General features: G+C 73.5%; 17 protein-coding genes and 1 pseudogene. 9 read left to right on the top strand and 9 right to left on the bottom strand.

From position 1 onward, the window contains the following. Positions 1–202: 202 nt before the first annotated feature. The gene (locus tag OG974_RS08330) at positions 203–2398 is read right to left on the bottom strand and encodes a SpoIIE family protein phosphatase (protein ID WP_371646003.1); all 2196 of its coding nucleotides are present in this window, start codon (positions 2396–2398) and stop codon (positions 203–205) included. Further along, on the bottom strand, positions 2367–3776 hold the full coding sequence (locus OG974_RS08325) for an MFS transporter (RefSeq protein ID WP_371646760.1): 1410 nt from the start codon (positions 3774–3776) through the stop codon (positions 2367–2369). The genes OG974_RS08330 and OG974_RS08325 overlap by 32 nt, the downstream gene beginning before the upstream one ends. Positions 3777–4096: 320 nt before the next feature. On the opposite strand from OG974_RS08325, the gene OG974_RS08320 reads away from it, so the two are divergent. Both OG974_RS08320 and OG974_RS08315 read left to right on the top strand, forming a co-directional pair. After that, positions 4097–5029 (top strand): LysR family transcriptional regulator, encoded by a 933-nt coding sequence (locus OG974_RS08320; protein WP_327282030.1) that lies wholly within the window; start codon positions 4097–4099, stop codon positions 5027–5029. 106 nt (positions 5030–5135) lie between these two features. Further along, positions 5136–6044 (top strand): class I SAM-dependent methyltransferase, encoded by a 909-nt coding sequence (locus OG974_RS08315; protein ID WP_327282029.1) that lies wholly within the window; start codon positions 5136–5138, stop codon positions 6042–6044. Between the two features lie 75 nt (positions 6045–6119). Here the strand turns inward: OG974_RS08315 and OG974_RS08310 are convergent, their stop codons facing one another. Then, entirely contained in the window at positions 6120–7031 is a 912-nt protein-coding gene (locus OG974_RS08310; protein WP_327282028.1) for an alpha/beta hydrolase, read from the bottom strand. Positions 7032–7245: 214 nt separating this feature from the next. Here OG974_RS08310 and tdh point away from each other — a divergent pair, with 214 nt between their 5' ends. The 3 genes from tdh (at position 7246) to OG974_RS08295 (ending at position 10767) form a co-directional block, all read left to right on the top strand. Next, positions 7246–8274 (top strand): L-threonine 3-dehydrogenase, encoded by a 1029-nt coding sequence (gene tdh, locus OG974_RS08305; protein ID WP_327282027.1) that lies wholly within the window; start codon positions 7246–7248, stop codon positions 8272–8274. A 158-nt stretch (positions 8275–8432) separates the two neighbouring features. Further along, positions 8433–9641, top strand: coding sequence for a glycine C-acetyltransferase (locus OG974_RS08300; protein WP_327282026.1), 1209 nt, complete (start codon positions 8433–8435; stop codon positions 9639–9641). Between the two features lie 211 nt (positions 9642–9852). After that, a complete protein-coding gene (locus OG974_RS08295) occupies positions 9853–10767 on the top strand; it encodes a LysR substrate-binding domain-containing protein (RefSeq protein WP_327282025.1) in 915 nt (304 codons plus the stop codon). A gap of 500 nt (positions 10768–11267) precedes the next feature. Here OG974_RS08295 and OG974_RS08290 read toward each other — a convergent pair whose 3' ends face one another. From OG974_RS08290 to OG974_RS08280, 3 genes and pseudogenes are all read right to left on the bottom strand, one after another. Continuing rightward, on the bottom strand, positions 11268–12278 hold the full coding sequence (locus OG974_RS08290; RefSeq protein WP_327282024.1) for an endonuclease/exonuclease/phosphatase family protein: 1011 nt from the start codon (positions 12276–12278) through the stop codon (positions 11268–11270). An 85-nt stretch (positions 12279–12363) separates the two neighbouring features. After that, positions 12364–12482, bottom strand: a pseudogene (locus OG974_RS08285) (IS5/IS1182 family transposase); the annotation flags it as partial. Positions 12483–13117: 635 nt separating this feature from the next. Then, positions 13118–13897 carry a DeoR/GlpR family DNA-binding transcription regulator gene (locus tag OG974_RS08280; RefSeq protein ID WP_328761824.1) on the bottom strand — a complete coding sequence of 260 codons (780 nt, stop codon included), beginning with the start codon at positions 13895–13897 and terminating at the stop codon, positions 13118–13120. A 183-nt stretch (positions 13898–14080) separates the two neighbouring features. On the opposite strand from OG974_RS08280, the gene OG974_RS08275 reads away from it, so the two are divergent. Together OG974_RS08275 and OG974_RS08270 are read left to right on the top strand one after the other, a co-directional pair. After that, a complete protein-coding gene (locus OG974_RS08275; protein WP_328761823.1) occupies positions 14081–14983 on the top strand; it encodes an SIS domain-containing protein in 903 nt (300 codons plus the stop codon). Beyond that, positions 14980–15816, top strand: coding sequence for a class II fructose-bisphosphate aldolase (locus OG974_RS08270; RefSeq protein ID WP_328761822.1), 837 nt, complete (start codon positions 14980–14982; stop codon positions 15814–15816). The genes OG974_RS08275 and OG974_RS08270 overlap by 4 nt, the downstream gene beginning before the upstream one ends. A gap of 93 nt (positions 15817–15909) precedes the next feature. Here OG974_RS08270 and OG974_RS08265 read toward each other — a convergent pair whose 3' ends face one another. Next, entirely contained in the window at positions 15910–16734 is an 825-nt protein-coding gene (locus OG974_RS08265; RefSeq protein ID WP_327282020.1) for a hypothetical protein, read from the bottom strand. A gap of 180 nt (positions 16735–16914) precedes the next feature. Here OG974_RS08265 and OG974_RS08260 point away from each other — a divergent pair, with 180 nt between their 5' ends. Beyond that, entirely contained in the window at positions 16915–18105 is a 1191-nt protein-coding gene (locus tag OG974_RS08260) for an acyl-CoA dehydrogenase family protein (RefSeq protein ID WP_327286003.1), read from the top strand. 64 nt (positions 18106–18169) lie between these two features. Here OG974_RS08260 and OG974_RS08255 read toward each other — a convergent pair whose 3' ends face one another. Continuing rightward, positions 18170–18427, bottom strand: coding sequence for an agmatine deiminase family protein (locus tag OG974_RS08255; protein ID WP_327282019.1), 258 nt, complete (start codon positions 18425–18427; stop codon positions 18170–18172). On the opposite strand from OG974_RS08255, the gene OG974_RS08250 reads away from it, so the two are divergent. After that, complete coding sequence (locus tag OG974_RS08250) at positions 18420–18641, top strand: hypothetical protein (RefSeq protein ID WP_328761819.1); 222 nt, start codon at positions 18420–18422, stop codon at positions 18639–18641. The genes OG974_RS08255 and OG974_RS08250 overlap by 8 nt on opposite strands. Positions 18642–18657: 16 nt before the next feature. On the opposite strand, the gene OG974_RS08245 is transcribed toward OG974_RS08250, so the two are convergent. After that, positions 18658–19455, bottom strand: coding sequence for an ABC transporter ATP-binding protein (locus OG974_RS08245; RefSeq protein ID WP_371645997.1), 798 nt, complete (start codon positions 19453–19455; stop codon positions 18658–18660). Between the last annotated feature and the right edge of the window lie 30 nt (positions 19456–19485).

The raw sequence follows: 19485 nt of genomic DNA, 5'->3' as shown, positions 1-19485 counted from the left end.
ATAGCTCTCCTGCTGCGGATTCCATCGTGCTGGTGGGCTGCGGCAGGCCCAAGGCGGTGTTAAGGCCGCGTAAACGCTGCGCAGAGACCAGGTGCGGGAACCGCAGCGGCACGTAGGCAAATTTTCTTCCGCTTTGCCGACATGTGCTCCCAGCGACACCACTTGCCCAAGGGGTGGGCACCCCCGCAAGATCCTCCCGGGCTCAAGCCGCGCCGGTCGCGCTCGCGGCGGGAGCCCCCTTCGTCCGCGAGGCCAGCAGCAGCGCGATGTCGTCCGGCCGGTCCGCGAAGTCCCCCGCCTCGCCGACGAGCCGGTCGGCCAGCTCCGTCAGCGGCGACGGCCGGGCCGCGGCCAGCGCCGCCCGCAGCCGCTCCACCCCCAGGTCGATGTCCTCGCCCGCCTCCTCGACCAGCCCGTCGGTGTAGAGGGCGAACACCGCACCGGGTGCCAGCCGCAGCTCCGTCACCGGGTACGAGGCGTCCGCATCGATGCCGAGCACCATCCCGCCCGGCAGGTCCAGCACCTCGGCCCGCCCGTCCGCGTGCCGCAGCAGCGGCTGGGGGTGCCCGGCCCGCACCGCTCGCGCCCGGCCCGACACCGGGTCGAGCAGCACGTAGCAGCAGCTGGCGAACTGCCCCGGATCCAGATCGATCAGCAGCCGGTTCGTCCCCGCCACCACCTGCTCCGGCGGACTCCCGCCGAGCGTGAAGGCCCGTACCGCGCTGCGCAGCTGTCCCATCGTCGCGGCGGCCGCCACCCCGTGGCCCTGGACGTCCCCGATCACCAGCGCCAGCAGGCCATCGGTCGTCTCGACCACGTCGTACCAGTCCCCGCCGACGTCCATGCCCTGGGTACCGGGCAGGTACCGTCCCACCGTCTGCACGTTTTCGCGCACCGGCAGCCGGTGCGGCAGCAGCGCCGCCTGCAGTCCGCGGGCCAGCGCCGCCTCGGAGTCGTAACGCTGCGCCCGCTCCAGGGCCTGCGCGATCAGCCCGGCCAGCGCGGTCAGCACCGTACGCTCCTCCGGGCTGAACCCGCGCGGCGCGTCGAAGCCGAGGATGCACGAACCCACCGGCCGCCCCGACGCGATCAGCGGCAGGAACGCGCGCGCCCCCACGTGGGCGTCCAGCGGGATCCCCGGATAGGCGGCGGCCAAGTGCTCCATCGACTCGAAGAACATCGGCCGGCCCGTGGTCAGCGTCTCCACGCCCGGCAGCCGGGCGTCGAGTGCCACCCCGTCGAACCGGTCCAAGAAGCCCTGCGGGAAACCCGTCTCCCACGCCAGGTGCAGGTGCCGCTCGTTGAGCAGGTAGATCGCCAGCTGCCGGCCGCCGAACGCGGGCAGCAGCTCCTGGGTGACCACGGCCGACACCTGCCGGGCCGTGACCGCCTCCGTCAGCGCGATCGCCAACGCCACCGGCCGGTACAGCGCCGAAGCCCGGTCGGCCGGTGAATCGAGTCCCGTGCCCGCCCGGACGGCCGACCCGGGCGGGTACACGGGCGGATCGGCCGGGCCGATCGTGACCGTCACCCCGTCAGGGCTCGGGTACAGGGCCACCGTCACCCAGTCCCCGCTCTGCTGCCGGCCGCGCCGCGCCGGGAAGCGCACCGGCTGCGCGGACATGAACACCCTGCGGAAGTGGTCCTCGTACGCGGGCTGCCCCAACCAGGGCACCGCCTCCCACACCACCCGCCCGCGCAGCTCCGGCGCACCCAGCCCCAGCAGAACGGCGGCCGCCCGGTTGACGTAGCGGATCCTGCCGCCGCGGTCCATCGAGAGCAGCGCCAGCGAGAGCCGCTCCACGGCCTCGCGCGCACCCTGCGCGGTGTCCGGCGGCGGTACGCACACCGGATCGCCCGTCCACGTCACCGGGTCCCCGGCCGAGGCGAGCGCGGCGAGGCTCGCGCCCAGCCCGTCCGCGGCGGAGCGCAGCCGCTCGCGGTCGACGGCGTCGACCCTGCCCCCGGGGGTCGCGGGGCGCAGTACGAACAGCACCCCGAACCGGTGCGCCCCGGCCATGACGGGCTCGTACACCGACCCGAAGGGGAACGGCAGCCCGGCCATCATCTGGGGGAAGCGCCGCATGGCGGCGTCCGCGTCGGGCAGGTGCACCGGCTGTCCGGAGCGGTAGGCCTCGGCGACCGGGTAGGGGCGGTTCACGTGCATCCGCCACCACGGGCGGAACAGCCGTCCCGGCAGCCCCGTGAGCACGGCCAGCAACAGCGGACCCTCGGCTCCGGAGCGCAGGTAGACCCCGCCCGCAAACCCGCCGACGGCCTGCACCGCATCGACGGCGGCCCGTGCGAGCTCCCGGGCCGAGGCGTCGCTGGCGGGGCCGCTGCTGTCCGGTCTCGCCGTCACACAGTCAGGATGCGCCCCCGGCGTCGGGAACTGCATCCCGGGAACGGCCGCGTCGCGCGCCGCCGCCGTTCCGGTAGCCCACCACCACTGCGACCGCCGCCACCAGCAGCACCGCGGCCACCGTGGTGAGGGCGACCCCCATCGCGTCCGTGAACGCGCCGATCTGCGCCGGATCCCGCGGATCGCCGTGGAACCGGGAAGCCAGCACCGTGCCGACCACCGCCACCCCCAGCGCGGCGCCGATCTCCCGGGCCGCGGTGTTCAGCCCGGAACCCAGCCCGGCCTGGTGCGCGGGCAGCTCGGCGACGACGGTCAGGGTCAGAGAGGGCGCGCACAGGCCCGTCCCGATCGACAGCGCCAGCAGGTAGCAGGCGTACAGCGGGTACGGGGTGCCCGCGTCGACGGTGGCGACCAGCAGCAGCCCGACACCGATCAGGCCCAGCCCGGCGCCGACCGGCAGCCGCGGCCCCGTCCGCTCCGCCAGTCGGGCGCCCAGCTTCGGCACGAGCGCCATGCCGATGGTGAGCGGGACGATCGCCAGGCCCGCCCGGGCCGGCGAGAAGCCCTTCGCGTACTGGAGGTACTGGGCGTTGACGAAGAACAGGGAGAACAGGCCGAAGAAGCCGGCTCCGATGCCCAGTGCTCCGGCGCGCAGCTTGCGCGAAGCGAAGATCCGGGGGTCCAGCAGCGGGCGCGCGGCGCGCAGCGCGTGACCGGTGAACGCGGCGAGCAGCACCGCTCCGGTCCCGAAGGCGGTCAGCACCGCTGCCGAGGCCCAGCCGTACGAGGGCCCCTCGATGATCCCGTAGACGACCGCGAGCAGAGCCCCGGCCAGCAGCACCGCGCCGAGGGGGTCGACGGAGGCGTCGGACCGGGCCGGCGTGCGGGGGACGGTACGGGCGACGGCGAGGGCGAGCAGCACGCCGAGCGGGACGACCGCCCAGAACAGCGCCCGCCAGGTCAGGTACTCCCCGGCCAGGCCGCCCCCGACGTTGCCCGTCAGGCCCCCGAGGCCGGCGGCCAGCGTCCACGTCGCCAGCACCTGGCCGCGGCGCTCGGGTGGGCTCAGGTGGACCAGTACGGACATGGTGGCGGGCATGATCAGGGCCGCACCGGCCCCGCACAGCCCGCGCCCGGCGATGAGCACCGCCGGGGCCCCGGCGAGCGCGCTGACCGCCCCGCCGGCGGCGAACAGCCCGAGCCCGGCCAGCAGGGCGCCCTTGCGGCCGTACCGGTCGCCCAGCGCGCCCGCCGGGATCAGCAGCGCGGCGAAGACGATGACGTACGCGTCGACCGACCACACGAGTTGGCCGGGGCTCGGGTGCAGGGCGGACGCGGCGAGCTGCGGGATCAGCAGGTTGACGGCGGCGACCATGGCCTGCGCGACGAGCACGCAGGCGCACAGCACGAGCAGTACGGGCCGGGTGAGGGCGGCGCGCGCCGGGGCGGCCGGACCTGCGGCCGGACCTGCGGCCGGACCTGCGGATGGTGGCGCGGGCGGCGATGCGGATGGTGACGCGGCGGGTCCGGCGGCGGTTCCTGCCGCGGGTCCTGCGGCAGCAGTTGCGGCGTCCGGCTTGCGGGCATGGCGGAGCACGGCTCCTCCTCGGAGTCGGTGAAGCGGTGGGGTGCGGCGAGGGGCGCGGCCGGCGTCATCGCGGTCGGTGTCATCCCCCGTGCTTCACCGTAGGGTTGGCGTGACCTGCTTTCCAGTGCAAGTTCTGCAAGGGATGAATGCGCGTGACGCAATCCGGGCTGGACCTCAATCTCCTCGTCGCCCTGGACGTCCTCCTGGAGGAGTCGAGCGTGTCCCGCGCGGCCGCCCGCCTGCACCTGTCCGAACCCGCCATGAGCCGCACCCTCGGCCGGATCCGCAAGGCCCTCGGTGATCCCGTACTCGTCCGCGCCGGGCGGAACATGGTCCCGACCCCGCACGCCCTCGCCGTCCACGGCGAGGTCCGGGCCGTCGTGGAACGGGCCCGCGCCCTGTTCCTGACGGGCGGACAGGTCGACCTGACCACCCTCACCCGCACCTTCACCGTCCTCGCCCACGACGCCTTCGCCGCCACCTTCGGGGCCACCCTCTTCTCCCGGGTGGCCGGTGAAGCGCCCGGCGTCCGGCTGCGCTTCCTGTCGGAGAGCCACGTCGACGTCCCGGCCCTGCGCGAAGGCATCGCCGACCTCGAACTCGGCGTCGTGGACAGCCGCACCCCAGAGGTGCGCGTCGAGCACCTCTGCGACGAACGCATGCTGGGCGTCGCCCGCGCCGGCCACCCGCTACTGCGGGGCCGGATCACCCCGAGCCGGTTCGCCGCCGCCGAACACCTCATCGTCTCCCGGCGCGGCCGGCTGGAAGGCCCAGTGGACACCGCCCTCGCCGAACTGGGCCTGACCCGGCGAGTGGTCGGCTGCGTCGGCTCCTACCCCGCCTCCCTGTTCCTCCTGCGCCAGAGCGACCTCGTCGGTCTGATCGCCTCACAGGCCGTGCCGCTCGCCGCCGAACTGGGGCTGGAGGCGTTCGAGGTACCGCTTGACCTGCCGCCGCTGCCCTTCGGCATCGCCTGGCACCCGCGCCACGACGCCGACCCGGCCCATGCCTGGCTGCGCGACTGCGCCCGCGAGCTGCTCCCGGCGGCCGTCGCACACCCCGTACGCCGTACGCACTGACCCGAACGCCTCCCCCGTCCGGGGGACCGGCCGCCGCACGCGGCCCTCGCGACCGCGCTCCGGGGCACGATACGCACGCGTCCCACCCCGCCACGGAAGGCAGAGCATGCGGTTCCAGCACCACACCATCGGCGAGCGCTTCGTGGCGTCGAAGTCCACGGCGGCCTACTCGGCGGCCGACACCCACACCCTGCTCGGCGCCCTCGACGCGCTCGGCGGGGTCCGCGGGCTCGACACCCTCGACCTGGCCTGCGGATACGGCTACAACACGCGGCTGCTGGCCCGCGGCGGCGCCCGGCGGGCCGTCGGCGTGGACACCTCGGAGGAGATGATCCGGCTCGCCCGCGCCCACGGCGTGATCGGCGCGGACGACGTGGCCACCCTGGAAGGCGCGGTGGGCCCCGCCGGCACGCCTGCTCCCGTGGGGGCCGGGGGTTCCGCGGACGGCGGCGAAACCGCGGACGGCGGCGAAACCGCCGACGGCGGCACCGCGGCCGCGGCCGGAGGGGCCGCACCCCGGGACGGCGCACCCGCCCCCGCCGCGTCGATCGAGTACGTGGTCGCCGACGCGGCCAAACTGCCGCAGATGGGCCCCTTCGACCTGGCCACCGCCGTCTACCTGTTCAACTACGCCACCGACCGGTCCGCCCTGCACGCCATGTTCCGCTCGATCCGCGCCAACCTGCGCGACGGCGGCCGCCTGCTGGCCATCGTGCCCAACGCCGGCGCGTTCCCGCAGGTCGACTGGTCGCCGTACGGGGTCCGGATCGTCGACCGCGTCCACGAGGGCGACGCGCCGCTGCTGAAGGCCCAGTTCCTGACCCAGCCCTCGGTCGACTTCGAATTCCGCGAATGGGCGCACGCCGACTTCGCCGAGGCCGCCGTCGAAGCGGGCTTCTCCACGGTCGGCTGGCAGCCGAACCGGACCCCGCCCGCCGACGGCGCCCGCGACGAGGCGTACTGGACCGCCTACCGCGCCTGGCCGATCAGCTCGCTGATGACCTGCACGGCATGACGGCCCACCAGCCGGCCGGGCGCACCGGACGCCCGCCGGCCGAACCCACCGCACGACAGGCGGCCCGGCCCTCCGTCACTCGTCGTCGGCGGCGGACCTGATCAGCTCCACGATCCGGTCCCGGGCCGCCCGCCCCTCGGGCACCGGCAGCAACGGGTACCCGTGCGGCAGCCCCGGCTCCTCGTGGAACTCCACGTCGACCCCGTCCGCACGCGCCCGGCGCAGCAGCTCCCGGCTGTCGGTGGTCAGCACGTCCCGGGTGCCCGTGAACACCGTCATCGGCGCCAGCCCCGAGAAAGCTCCGTGCAGGGGGCTCACCCGAGGGTCGTCCGTGGCCAGCGTGCCCGCGTACAGCCGACCGGCCTCCAGCAGCCCCGGCCGGGCCTGCACCGGGTCGGCAGCCTCGATCGCCGCCTGGTCCGGGTGGCTCATGGTCAGGTCCAGCCAGGGCGATATCAGCACGATCCGCGACGGCTGCGCCCCCGTACGGTCGCGCAGCCGCTGGGCGGCGGCCAGCGCCAACCCGGCGCCCGCCGCGTCCCCGATGAGCACGGTGCCGCCCGCTCCGCCGCTCGCGATCAACCCGCTGAGCAGGTCCGCGGCCACCGGAACCGTCCGGTCGGCCGTCCCGCGCGGGGCAAGTATGTACGCCGGTACGACGACCCGGGCCGCCGCCTCCGTGACCAGGGTACGGATCATCGACCAGTGCGGTCGCTCCAGCTCGTTGATGTACCCGCCGCCGTGCACGTACAGGACCTGCGCCGCGGGCTCGATCCCGCGCGGCGAGGCGTCGTACACCGGCCAGGCACCGACGAAGGTGCGGGAGACCTCGGCGACCCGGCCCAGTGAGCGCGGCGGCAGGTGCGACGCCGGCCGGCGCGCCGACTCGGCCACCCGTGCGCGTACCGCCTCGGCACTCGCGAACCGTCTTCGCCGTCCCGCCGCGATCAGCGCGACCGACAACGCCCTGCTGCGCAGACTCGGCACGCCCCCACCTCCCCATTCCCTGCCCCGGCCGCGGGCCCCTGCCCAGGCCACAGCCCTTCACGTGAGGAGCATAGGCGTGAAGCTGGGCTGTCGACCCGCTTAAGAAATCCTCGATGGACTGATCACCTCCGCGCTCGGCAGATTGGTCCCTGTCGATACGTCGCACCCGTCCCCGTGGTCGCAACGTTCCCTCCGCATGCCTGGAGCCACCCCCATGAAGGCACTCGTCAAGCACAAGGCCGAGCCCGGGCTGTGGCTCATGGACGTCCCCGAGCCCGAGTACGGCCCCGGCGACGTGCTGATCAAGGTGCTGCGCACCGGGATCTGCGGCACGGACCTGCACATCCGCTCCTGGGACGGCTGGGCGCAGGGCGCGGTCAAGACCCCGCTCGTGCTCGGCCACGAGTTCGTGGGCGAAGTCGCCGCGCTCGGCGCTGACGTCCGCGACATCGAGATCGGCGCACTCGTCAGCGGCGAGGGGCACCTGGTGTGCGGCAAGTGCCGCAACTGCCTGGCCGGACGCCGCCACCTGTGCCGCAGCACGGTCGGCCTCGGCGTCGGGCGCGACGGCGCCTTCGCCGAGTACGTCGTCCTGCCCGCGCAGAACGTGTGGGTGCACCGGACCGCCGTCGACCTGGACGTGGCGGCGATCTTCGACCCGTTCGGCAACGCCGTCCACACCGCCCTGTCGTTCCCGCTGGTCGGCGAGGACGTGCTGATCACCGGCGCCGGCCCGATCGGGATCATGGCGGCGGCCGTGGCCCGGCACGCCGGTGCGCGCAACGTCGTCATCACCGACGTCAGCCCCGAGCGCCTGGAGATCGCCCGCAAGGCCGGCGCCACCCTCGCCCTCGACGTCTCCAAGGCGACGATCGCCGACGCCCAGGCGCAGCTGGGCCTGCGCGAGGGCTTCGACATCGGCCTGGAGATGTCCGGCCGCGGCGAGGCGATGCGCGACATGATCGACAACATGACGCACGGCGGCCGGATCGCCATGCTGGGCCTGCCCGCCCAAGAGTTCGCGGTGGACTGGGCGAAGGTCGTCACCTCGATGATCACGATCAAGGGCATCTACGGCCGCGAGATGTTCGAGACCTGGTACGCGATGACCGTGCTGCTGGAGGGCGGGCTCGACCTCAGCCCCGTCATCACGGGCCGCTACTCGCACCGGGACTTCGACGCCGCGTTCGACGAGGCCGCCACCGCCCGCAGCGGCAAGATCATCCTGGACTGGACGGCGTAACCCGCCGCTCCACGCCCCTCCCGCCGACGCCGGCAGACACCGGCCGACGCCCGCAGACCATTTCCCTCCGGCCGGGCCCCGCCCACCCTCCCCCTCCGCGGGGCCCGGCCCCCTCCTTCCTCTGCCACCGCGCACCAGGAGAAAGCGAGCACCGCACCATGTTCGAGACCGTCCGCGAGGACCTGCGCACCACCCTCGACGAGATCCGCGCCGCGGGCCTGCACAAGCCCGAGCGCGTCATCGGCACCCCGCAGAACGCGGCCGTCGCGGTGACCGCCGGCGGCGCCCCCGGTGAGGTCCTCAACTTCTGCGCCAACAACTACCTGGGCCTGGCCGACCACCCCGAGGTCGTCGCCGCCGCCAAGGACGCGCTCGACCGCTGGGGCTACGGCATGGCCTCGGTCCGCTTCATCTGCGGTACTCAGGAGGTGCACAAGGAGCTGGAGGCACGCCTGTCCTCCTTCCTCGGCCAGGAGGACACGATCCTCTACTCCTCCTGCTTCGACGCCAATGGCGGCGTCTTCGAAACCCTGCTCGGCGCCGAGGACGCGGTGATCTCCGACGCCCTCAACCACGCCTCGATCATCGACGGCATCCGCCTGTCCAAGGCCCGCCGCTTCCGGTACGCCAACCGCGACATGGCCGAACTCGAAGCCCGCCTGAAGGAAGCCACCGAGGGCGGCGCCCGCCGGAAGCTGATCGTCACCGACGGCGTGTTCTCCATGGACGGCTACGTCGCCCCGCTCGCCGAGATCTGCGACCTGGCCGAGCGCTACGACGCCATGGTCATGGTCGACGACTCGCACGCCGTCGGCTTCGTCGGCCCCGGCGGCCGCGGCACGCCGGAACTGCACGGCGTCATGGACCGCATCGACATCATCACCGGCACCCTCGGCAAGGCCCTCGGCGGCGCCTCCGGCGGTTACGTCGCGGCCCGCACCGAGATCGTCGAGCTGCTGCGCCAGCGCTCGCGCCCCTACCTCTTCTCCAACTCCCTCGCCCCGGTCATCGCCGCGGCCTCCCTGAAGGTCCTGGACCTGCTGGAGTCGGCGGGCGACCTGCGCGAGCGGCTCGCCGCCAACACCGCGCTCTTCCGCACGAAGATGACCGAGGCCGGCTTCGAGATCCTCCCGGGCGACCACGCCATCGCCCCGGTGATGATCGGCGACGCGGCCGAGGCCGCCAAGATGGCCGAGCTGCTCCTGGAACGCGGCGTGTACGTGATCGGCTTCTCCTACCCGGTGGTCCCGATGGGCGCGGCCCGCATCCGGGTCCAGCTCTCGGCGGCCCACTCCACGGCGGACGTGGAACGCGCGGTGGCGGCCTTCATCGACGCACGGACGGCCCTGAAGGCCTCGGAGGCCTGAGGAGTCCGGGCGGCGGCGCCCCGGGCGGCGTCCGGCCTTGCCGGCCGTGCCGGTGGACGGCCTCACGGCCACGCCTGATCGGCCCGGTCGGCCGAGTGGACTCGGGCCTGGCGGACCGTCCGGGCCCGACCGGGCCGCCCGGCCGGAGCCGACCGGGCGGCGGACCGGTCCGGGCGGTTGGGCGGGCTGCTCCACCTGCGAGAATGGTGGTGTGATCGACCCCCGCCGGCTGCGCATCTTGCGGGCCGTGGCGGACCACCGTACGGTGACCGCCGCGGCCGCAGCCCTGTACCTCACCCCGTCCGCCGTCTCCCAGCAGCTCGCGGCGCTGGAACAGGAGACCGGGCACGCGCTCCTGACCCGCAGCGGCCGCGGCGTACGGCTCACCGCGGCCGGCGAGATCCTGCTCGGGCACGCCCACGAGGTCCTCGCCCAACTGGAGCGCGCCGAAGCCGAGCTCGCGGCCTACGCGGGAGGCGCGGCGGGCGAGGTCACCGTGGCCGCCTTCGCGACCGGCATCGCCGAGGTCCTCGCCCCCGCGATCGCCCGCCTGGCCCGTGACCATCCGGGCATCCGCCTGCGCGTCCGGGACGCCGAAGGCGACCAGAGCCTACCGCTGCTGCTCGACGGCGAAGCAGATCTCGCGCTGGCGGTCGAGTACCGCGGTGCCCCGGGCGCCGACGACGGCCGCCTGTCGGTGCTCCCGCTGTACGCGGAGCCCTTCGACGCGGTGCTCCCCTCCGGACATCCCCTCGCCGACCTCCCCGAAGTCCCGCTGGCGGACCTCTCCGATGCCGACTGGGTGGGGCAGTACCCCGGGAACCCGTGCCATGACGTGACCCTGCTCGCCTGCGAACTGGCGGGCTTCCAGCCCCGGTTCGTGCACTCCTCGGACGACTTCCGCGCGGTGACGGCACTGGTGGGGGCGGGGGCGGGGGTGGCCCTGGTCCCGCGCTCGGCGCTCCGGGGCATGGACCTCAAGGAGGTCCAGGTCCGCCCGGTATCGGGGTCGGCGCCCACCCGACGGGTCTTCGCGGCAACCCGCCGCGGCGCGGAATCCCACCCCCTCATCGCCCCGATCCTGGCCGCTCTGGCGGAGGAAGCGGGAAGACTGCCGACGCACTGAAGCTCTCTGCGGGGGTGGCGGGGGGCGGGGCTTTGGTGCTCGGGGTCGGAGGGGGCGGTCGGGGGTGCCGGGGGCGGGGCCCGGGCCGGGCGGTGTCGGTGAGGTCGACCGGGGTGCCGGGGGCGGGGTTCGAGTCGAGCGGGGTCGGTGGAGTGTCCGGGGGCGTCCCGTCAGTCCACTGCCGGGCAGGGCTTCCTGTCAGCCACCCTTCCCGTCCCGGAATCACCGAGCAGGCCCGGTGACGGGGCCCGGGGCGGCCCCCGCCCCCATTAGGGTTGGCAAAGAGCCCTTCCGGGGCCCGGGCCGGTCCGAGCCGCACTCGGCAGCGGTCGGATGCGCATGCCGGTAGCTGTGGGCCGGCGGACGCCCCGGATCGCTACGCGCTTCTCCCGGTTCGGCGTCCGACGGCCGTCCGGGGCCGGGCACAAGCCGCCCATGGCCGGCACAGCCCCCCGAGTGGGAGGCAGCAGCAGGCTCCAGCTCCGGCGCGTGGGCGGCTTCTAGTACCGGTAGGACGCCGCCACCGCGCGATGATCGCTGCCGTCGGCGGGCAGCACCCAGGAGTCGGTCGCGGTCAGCCGACCCTTGCTGAGGATGTGGTCGATCCGCACTGCCGGGAAGGCCGTCGGCCAGGTGAAGCCGAATCCGGAACCAGCGGCCTCGTGGGCGGACGTCATCTGCTCGGTGATCGGGGCGAAGGCGCGGTCCGCCAGACTGCCGTTCAGATCACCCATCAGCAGCACCCGTTCCAGCGGCTCGGCCCTGAGCGCCGCGCTCGTCGCGGCGATACTGTTGTCTCGGAACTCCGCGCCGAACCCCTTCCCGAAGGTGACCCGGACCGAGTCCAGATGCCCGACGTAGACCGCGATCTCTCCCTTCGGGGTGGCCACCACCGACCGGAACACCGTCGCGGTGTCCTCGCCGGCCGGACCCTTCGCCAAGGCCCCGGCGGTGGCCGGGTACTTCGACCAGAGCCCGTCGGCGCTGATGCCGGCCACATGGTACGGGTACGCGGCGGCCAGGCCCCGCTCGTACTCGGGCTGCAACCGCGGTTCCAGCTCCTCCAGTGCAATGAGGTCGGCGCCGGAGCCGATCAGCATCTTCACCGTGCCCGCTACATCGGTGTTGGCAGCGGCCACGTTGTGCGTGACGACGGTGAGCTCTCCCTTGCCGGTGCTCCGGTCGCCGAGCGTTCCGCCGAACATGGCCAGCCAGACGACAGCGGGTACCAGCAGCGCGACCAGCGCGGTGGCCGAGCGCCGCAGCAGCGCGGGCACCAGCAGGACCGGGACGACCAGGCCGCACCATGGCAAGAAGGTCTCCAGCAGCCCGGCCAGGTTGCCGGGGTTGGGCAGCAGGCCGTGCAGCGCGAGGGGGACTGCCGCGAGCACCGCCAGCCCCGCGATGATCCGGCCACGCCGCCAGGCCCCCTCCTGCCACGACTTCCGTCGTATCGGCGCCGACGCCGACTCCCGGACCGTCATCTGCCCCGCTTCGCTGGTTTGCACCATCAGTCCATCCCTAAGCCGGTTGGCACGCTTACGGGGGGATAGATGGGGTCCCGTCGACAGAGGTTCCTCATGGCCAGACGTCGTTTCAGTTGGTGAGGCGGCGGTGACAGATGAGGGCCGTGTCGACGAAGGCGAGGAAGTGTTCGGCCTTGCGCTCGTATCGGCGAGCCGGGAGACCCGTTCGACGCCCCACCGATGGCGGCCGGGCCGATGTGCCGGCGGCGCAGTTTCCGGGCTTGCTGCGATCGGTCGGATTCGGTCCCGTCAGAGGCTCCCCCTTGCAGCCCGCATGCTGACGGAATGGATCGCACAGATCCGTCATGCACGGTTCAACGAATGATCACGCCAAACGAAACGTCGTCTCATGAGCGACCCCAGACGGCTGTTGGACGCTAAGCCGAGAAGCGCGTAGCGATCTGGGGCGTCCCCCGGCCTGGCCTGCATCGGGTGGGCCTCTGGTTGTTGCCGTGTGCGGCGTGACCGGCCTGGGTTCGGGACGGGCTTCCATCGAACCCGAATGGGGGGCATACCCCTTCCCGCGCGTCACTAGCGGCTGCGGTCGGTGATTCCGGGACGCGAACGGTGGCTGACAGGAAGCCCTGCCCGGCAGTGGACTGACGGGACGCCCCCCGGACACTCCACCGACCCCGCTCGACTCGAACCCCGCCCCCGGCACCCCGGTCGACCTCACCGACACCGCCCGGCCCGGGCCCCGCCCCCGGCACCCCCGACCGCCCCCTCCGACCCCGAGCACCAAAGCCCCGCCCCCGCCCCCGCTTCCGCCTGCTCCCCATCCAGGCCGCCTGCGCCTTTCGGTGTCCGGTCGGCAGTCGCTGCCTCTAGACCCGCCTGACTTCCACGCCCGACGCCTCGAATTCCGCGGTCACCGCGTCCGAGAGGCCCGTGTCCGTCACCAGGACGTCCACCGACCGGGTGGGGCAGATGCGGGCGAAGGCGCGGACCGCGAGTTTGCTGGAGTCCGCCGCGATGACCACCCGGCGGGCCCGGACGCACAGCAGGCGGTTCATCGCGGCCTCGTCCTCGTGTCGGGTCGCCGCGCCGTCGGCCGGGTCGAAGGCGTCCACGCCGACGACCGCCGTGTCCATCGTCAACTGGCCCAGGACCTGTTGGGCGAGCGGGCCGGTCAGTTCGTAGGACTGGGGGCGGGCGACCCCACCCGTCAGGACGATCTTGAACTGTGGCCTGATGACGAGTTCGCCCGCGATGTTGAGCGCGTTGGTCACCACCGTCAGCGCCGGAGAGCCCGTCGCCAGGTCCGGGCGGCCGGCCAGGGCGCGGGCCACTTCCGTGGTGGTGGTGCCGCCGGTCAGGCCGATCACCTCGCCCGGGGTGATCAGTTCCGCCACCGCCTCGCTGATGCGGTGCTTCTCGGCGGCGCGCCGGGACGTGCGGTAGCGCAGCGGGAGTTCGTACGAGACGCCGTGGACCACCGCCCCGCCGCGGGTCCGCACCAGCAACTGCTGTTCGGCCAGCTGATCGAGGTCGCGGCGGATGGTCGCGGCGGACACGCCGAGGGTCTCCGCCGCCGGCTCGACCTCCAGCTCGCCCCGCTCCACCAGCAGATCCAGCAGCGTCTGCCAACGCTCCTTGCGGGTCATGGACCCCACGGCGATCGACCCCCTCGGTTGTGCTCCGACGGTCTCGCGCCGGGTGCTCCATTGGCCTACGCGTCGACACTAACTCAGGAGATCAACCCCCGAGGTGCTTGAAGTTGCGCGAAATGGCCAGCTACCTTGCAGGAAAACGCATATGCATCGCACCCGCCGCGCTAGGGAGCCGCCATGAGCCACGTCGCGTACGAGTTGGGCACGCAGCCGGAGTGCTGGGAGCGGGCCGCCGAACTGGCCCCGGCCCAGCGGGCGGTGCTGCCGCAGCCGGGGGAGCGCACCGCGATCGTCGGGTGCGGGACCTCGTACTACATGGCCCAGGCGGCCGCCGCCCTGCGCGAGGAGGTGGGCCAGGGGGAGACCGACGCCTTCGCCGCTTCGGAGTTCCCGCTGCACCGCCGCTACGACCGGGTCGTCGCGCTCACCCGGTCCGGCACCACCACCGAGGTGCTGGACCTGCTGGCCGGGTTGCGGGACGTGGGGATCCGTACGACGGCCGTCGTCGGGGATCCGGCCACCCCGGTGATGACCCTCGCCGACGAGCTCGTGGTCCTCGACTTCGCCGACGAGCAGTCCGTCGTGCAGACCCGCTTCGCGACCACCGCCCTGACCCTGCTGCGTGCACACGTCGGCCGCCACACCGAAGCCGCCGTCGCCGACGCCCGCACCGCCCTCGCCGAGCCGCTGCCCGAACAGGCCTCCAGCCGCGGCCAGTTCACCTTCCTCGGTCGCGGCTGGAGCGTGGGCCTCGCCCATGAGGCCGCGCTGAAGATGCGCGAGGCCTCGCTGTCCTGGTCCGAGTCGTATTCCGCGATGGAGTACCGGCACGGCCCGATCAGCGTCACCGGCCCCGGCACCCTCACCTGGTCGCTCGGCGAGACGCCCGAAGGGCTCGCCGAGCAGGTGCGGGCCACCGGCGGCCAGTGGGTGGACGGGCGGCTCGACCCGCTCGCCGAGCTGGTCCGGGTCCACCGGCTGGCGATCGCCGTGGCGGCCCACCAGGGCCTCGATCCGGACCAGCCGCGGAACCTGACCCGCTCGGTGATCCTCACCGCCGGTCAGGAGGCGGTCCGATGAGCCTCGTCTCCGCCGGGGCGCTCGTCCTGGAGGCGGCGGCCGAGGGCCGCGCCGTTGCCGCGTTCAACATCATCACCCTGGAGCACGCCGAGGCCGTCGTGGCCGGGGCGGAGCGGGCGGGGCTACCGGTCATCCTGCAACTGAGCGAGAACGCCGTGAAGTTCCGCAGCGGGCAGCTGCTGCCCATCTCACGCGCCGCAGCCGCGTGCGCGGAAGCCGCCGGGATCCCGGTCGGCCTGCACCTGGACCACGTCAAGAGCCCCGACCTGCTCCGGCAGGCCGTGGACGCCGGTTTCAGTTCGGTGATGTACGACGCCGCGCAGCTCCCGTACGCGGAGAACCTGGAGGCCACCCGTTCGGCGGCCGACTGGGCGCACGCCAACGGGCTGTGGGTCGAGGCCGAGCTGGGCGAGGTGGGCGGGAAGAACGGAGCCGCCCCGCTGGACCCGCACGCGCCCGGAGCCCGTACGGATCCGGACGAGGCCCGCCGGTTCGTCGCCGACTCGGGTGTCGACGCGCTGGCCGTGGCGGTCGGCAGCAGCCATGCGATGACCAGCCGCACCGCCGAGCTGGACCATGCGCTGCTGGCGCGGCTGGCGAAGTCGGTGGACGTGCCGCTGGTGCTGCACGGCTCCTCGGGGCTCCCGGACGCGGAGCTCGCGGCGGCGGTGGCGGGCGGAATCCGCAAGGTGAACATCGGCACGGCGCTGAACCTGGCGATGACGGAGGCGATCCGCGCCCACCTGACCCCGGCGGACCCCAGGCCGTACCTGACGGCAGCCCGTACGGCGATGGCGGCGACGGCCGCGGCGATGATCGCGGTGCTGAACTGACGGGGGGAGCGGGCGGGGCGGGTCCTCGGCGGGGCCGGCCGGTGCGTCGCAGCAGGCCCCGTTCTTCTGTCCGGAGGGCGACGAACCGCGGGGTCAGCGGGGGATGAGCCGGGCCTGGTGGCAGGTGAGGGCCTGCCACCGGGCCCGGTCCGGTGTCGCGCCCCGGTCCAGGGTGCGGCGGGCCTCGACCGCGGTGACATGGCGGTCGCTGGACAGGCACAGCATGAGGAACAGGGTGGTGTGCGCCGTCTCGACGGTCTCTTCGTAGTACCAGTCGGCCCGGACGGTCCGCCGGTCGGCCAGGAAGGGGCGCTGGAGGAAGTCCTGTACGTCGAGGGGGAAGTGTCCGAGCACCCCCTGAGCCTCCGGCGGGTCCAGGACCAGCCGCTCCACCAGTGCGCCGGGCCCGCCGGGCCCGCCGGTCGCCGTGGCCGGGCCGCCCGGCCGCGGCGACCGGGCGTCGAACGAGCGGGTCCGCAGTGACCCGGGCTCCACCCGGGACCGCTCGCCGCGGTGTTCCTCCGCCCGCCCGTTGCGGTACACCGGCTCGACCCGGCACAGCCCCCGGTCCCCGAAGACGACCGCGAACGGGGCGCCGTCGGAGTAGAGCCGGGCCCACCACACCAGGGACCGGCCCGCCTTCTCGGTGGTCTTGGCGCGCGTGTCGGCCGGCAGCAGCTCCCAGCACCTCTGGCGGTCGGGGGTCCGGGGGTCGACGGGCAGTGATCCCGGTTCGTGGATCTGCGTCACGCCCTCGGAGTGCTCCGAGCGGTCGACGCGGTCGACGGCCGGCCGGTCCCCGTGCCCCGGCAGCCGGTCCCGCTGTTCGGGCAGCCGGTCCCGCTGGCCGGGAAGTCGGTCCCGATGCTCCGGCATCCTGTCCCGCCCGGCGAACTCCTGTTCCCACGCGCTGTCCATGTGTCCCCCCGGTTCCTCGAAGTCCCGTGACGCGCAAGCCCATTGTCGGTGACGGACCGGCTCCGTGCCGGGCGTCGGCGGAAACCGCCGGCCGCGAGCCTTCCCCCTTCTTGAAGCACGTTCTACTCTGTGCGCCGCCACCACAGCGACCGGCTGGACCGCGAGATACCCGGAGGGGCCGTGCACCTCGAATACACGCCTGAGCAGCAGCGGTTGCGCAACGAGCTGCGCGCCTACTTCGCCGAGCTGGTGCCCGGGGACGTCTACGCCCGCTACGAGGATCCGGCCGCCCAGAAGCGCTTCTACCGGGAGACCATCCGCAGGCTCGGAGCCGACGGCTGGCTCGGGATCGGCTGGCCCGAGGAGTACGGCGGCCGCGGGATGTCGCCCATGGACCAGTTCATCTTCTTCGACGAAGCGGCGCAGGCCGTCGTACCGCTGCCGCTGATGGCGCTCAACACCGTCGGGCCGACCATCATGCAGTTCGGCACCGACGAGCAGAAGGCGTACTTCCTGCCGAAGATCCTGGCCGGCGAGATCGACTTCGCCATCGGCTACAGCGAGCCGGACGCCGGCACCGACCTCGCCGCCCTCAAGTGCAAGGCCGTCCGCGAGGGCGACGAGGAGACCGGCACGTACGTGGTCAACGGACAGAAGATCTGGACCACCAACGGGGACACCGCCGACTGGGTCTGGCTGGCCGTCCGCACCGACCCGGACGCCGCCGCGCACAAGGGCATCACCATGCTCCTGGTGCCGACCGCCGACCCCGGCTACTCCTGCACCCTGATCAACACCCTCGCCTCGCACGACACCACCGCCAGCTACTACGAGAACATCCGCGTCCCGGCGAGCCGCCGCGTCGGCGGGGAGAACAAGGGCTGGCGCCTGATCACCAACCAGCTCAACCACGAGCGCGTCACCCTCGCCGCTCACGGCACGATGGCGATCCGGGCGCTGCACGACGTCCAGCGTTGGGCCGCCGGGACCAAGCTCGCCGACGGCCGCCGCGTCATCGACCTCTCCTGGGTCCGCGGCCGCCTGGCCCGCACCCACGCCCGGCTCGACGCGATGAAGTTGCTCAACTGGCAGATGGTGGGCGCCGTCCAGGACGGCACCTTGACCCCGCAGGACGCCTCCGCGGTCAAGGTGTACGGCTCGGAGGCCCGCAGGGACGCGTACGCCTGGCTGATGGAGGTGGTCGGTGCGGCCGGCTCCCTCAAGGACGGCTCCGCGGGCGCGGTCCTGCACGGCGAACTCGAACGCGGCTACCGCAGCGCCGTGATCTTCACCTTCGGCGGCGGCAACAACGAGATCCAGCGCGAGATCATCTCCTGGATAGGCCTGGGCATGCCCCGCGTCCGCCGCTGAGCGGCCACCGGACTGGTGCGGCGGCGGGCCGGTCGGGCGGCCCGCCGCCGCGGGGGCGCGGTCGTTACGGGACGGGCTGCTGCTGGGTGACGCAGTGGATCCCGCCGCCGCCCGCGCCGAGGTCGTCGATGTCGAGCTGTTCGACGGTCCGGCCCGGGAACAACCGCTGGAGCGTGGCCTTCGCTCCGGCGTCGGCGCGGGTGTCGCCGAACTGGGGCGCGATGACCGCGCCGTTGCACACGTAGTAGTTGGCGTAGGCACCGACGAAGTTGGGGTCGGTGGAGCGGATGAGGTTGTAGTCGGGGCCCTGGAGCTTGGTCACCGAGATGGGGCCGCCCTGGGCGCCGGTGGACGTGCTCTTCCAGGTGCTGGCGGTCGAACACGGCAGCGCGTTCGACCCCGCTCCCCTGGGCACGGCGCTGGCAGCCGCCGCCGACGGGCTCGCGGCCATCCAGTCCCTGGACGCCCGGGTGGAAACGGAGGCGAGCGTACGCGCGCTCGTGTCCGGCCTCGCGGCCGCGGCCGTACGCCCCTGAGCGGACGTCGCACCCGTCACAGTGCCCGGCGCGCGGCGGCGATCCCCTGCGGGTCCCAGCCCGGCCGGGGGACGGACTCCAACAACAGCCGCGTGTACGGGTGCTGCGGCGCGGCCAGCACCCGCTCGGTGGGACCCGACTCCACGATCCGGCCGTGCCTCATGACGATGACGTCGTCGGTGACGCAGCGCACGACCCCGAGGTCATGGGTGATGAACAGGTAGCCGATGGAAGTCTCCTCGCGGATCTCGGCGAGCAGGTTCAGGATCTGCGCCTGCACCGACACGTCCAGCGCGGCCACCGCCTCGTCGAGCACGAGGACGGTTGGCTCCACCGCCAGCGCCCGGGCGATCGCGACGCGCTGGCGCTGGCCGCCCGACAGCTGCCGCGGCAGCGCGTCCGCCTCGCGGGCGCCGAGGCCGACCTGGTCGAGCAGTTCGTCGACCCGCCGGGTGTGATCGGCTGCGGGGGAGTGCAGCCGGAGGGTCTCGCGGAGCGCCTCGCCCACCGGGGTGCGGGGGTCCAGCGACAGGAACGGGTCCTGGAAGACCATCTGGACCTCCCGGGCCCGCGCGAGGCGTTCGGCCCTGCCCCGCCGGCGGTCGCTCCGGTCCCAGCCGTGGATCAGGACCCGGCCGCCGTCCGCGCGCTCCAGTCCCACGACGATGCGGGCGGTGGTCGTCTTGCCCGAACCCGATTCACCGACGATGCCCAGGGATCCGCCTTCGGACAGCTGGAACGACACGTCGTCCACGGCCCGGACGTTCTCGTAGGCCCGGTGCAGCCCGACGGCCTCCAGGACGGTCTTCCTCATCGGTGGCTTTCCTTTCGGGCGGGGGAGTGC

This window comes from Streptomyces sp. NBC_00597 (assembly GCF_041431095.1).
Taxonomy (GTDB): domain Bacteria; phylum Actinomycetota; class Actinomycetes; order Streptomycetales; family Streptomycetaceae; genus Streptomyces.
Note: the sequence above shows the minus strand (reverse complement) of the source record. Positions and strands in the feature narration are given on the sequence as shown.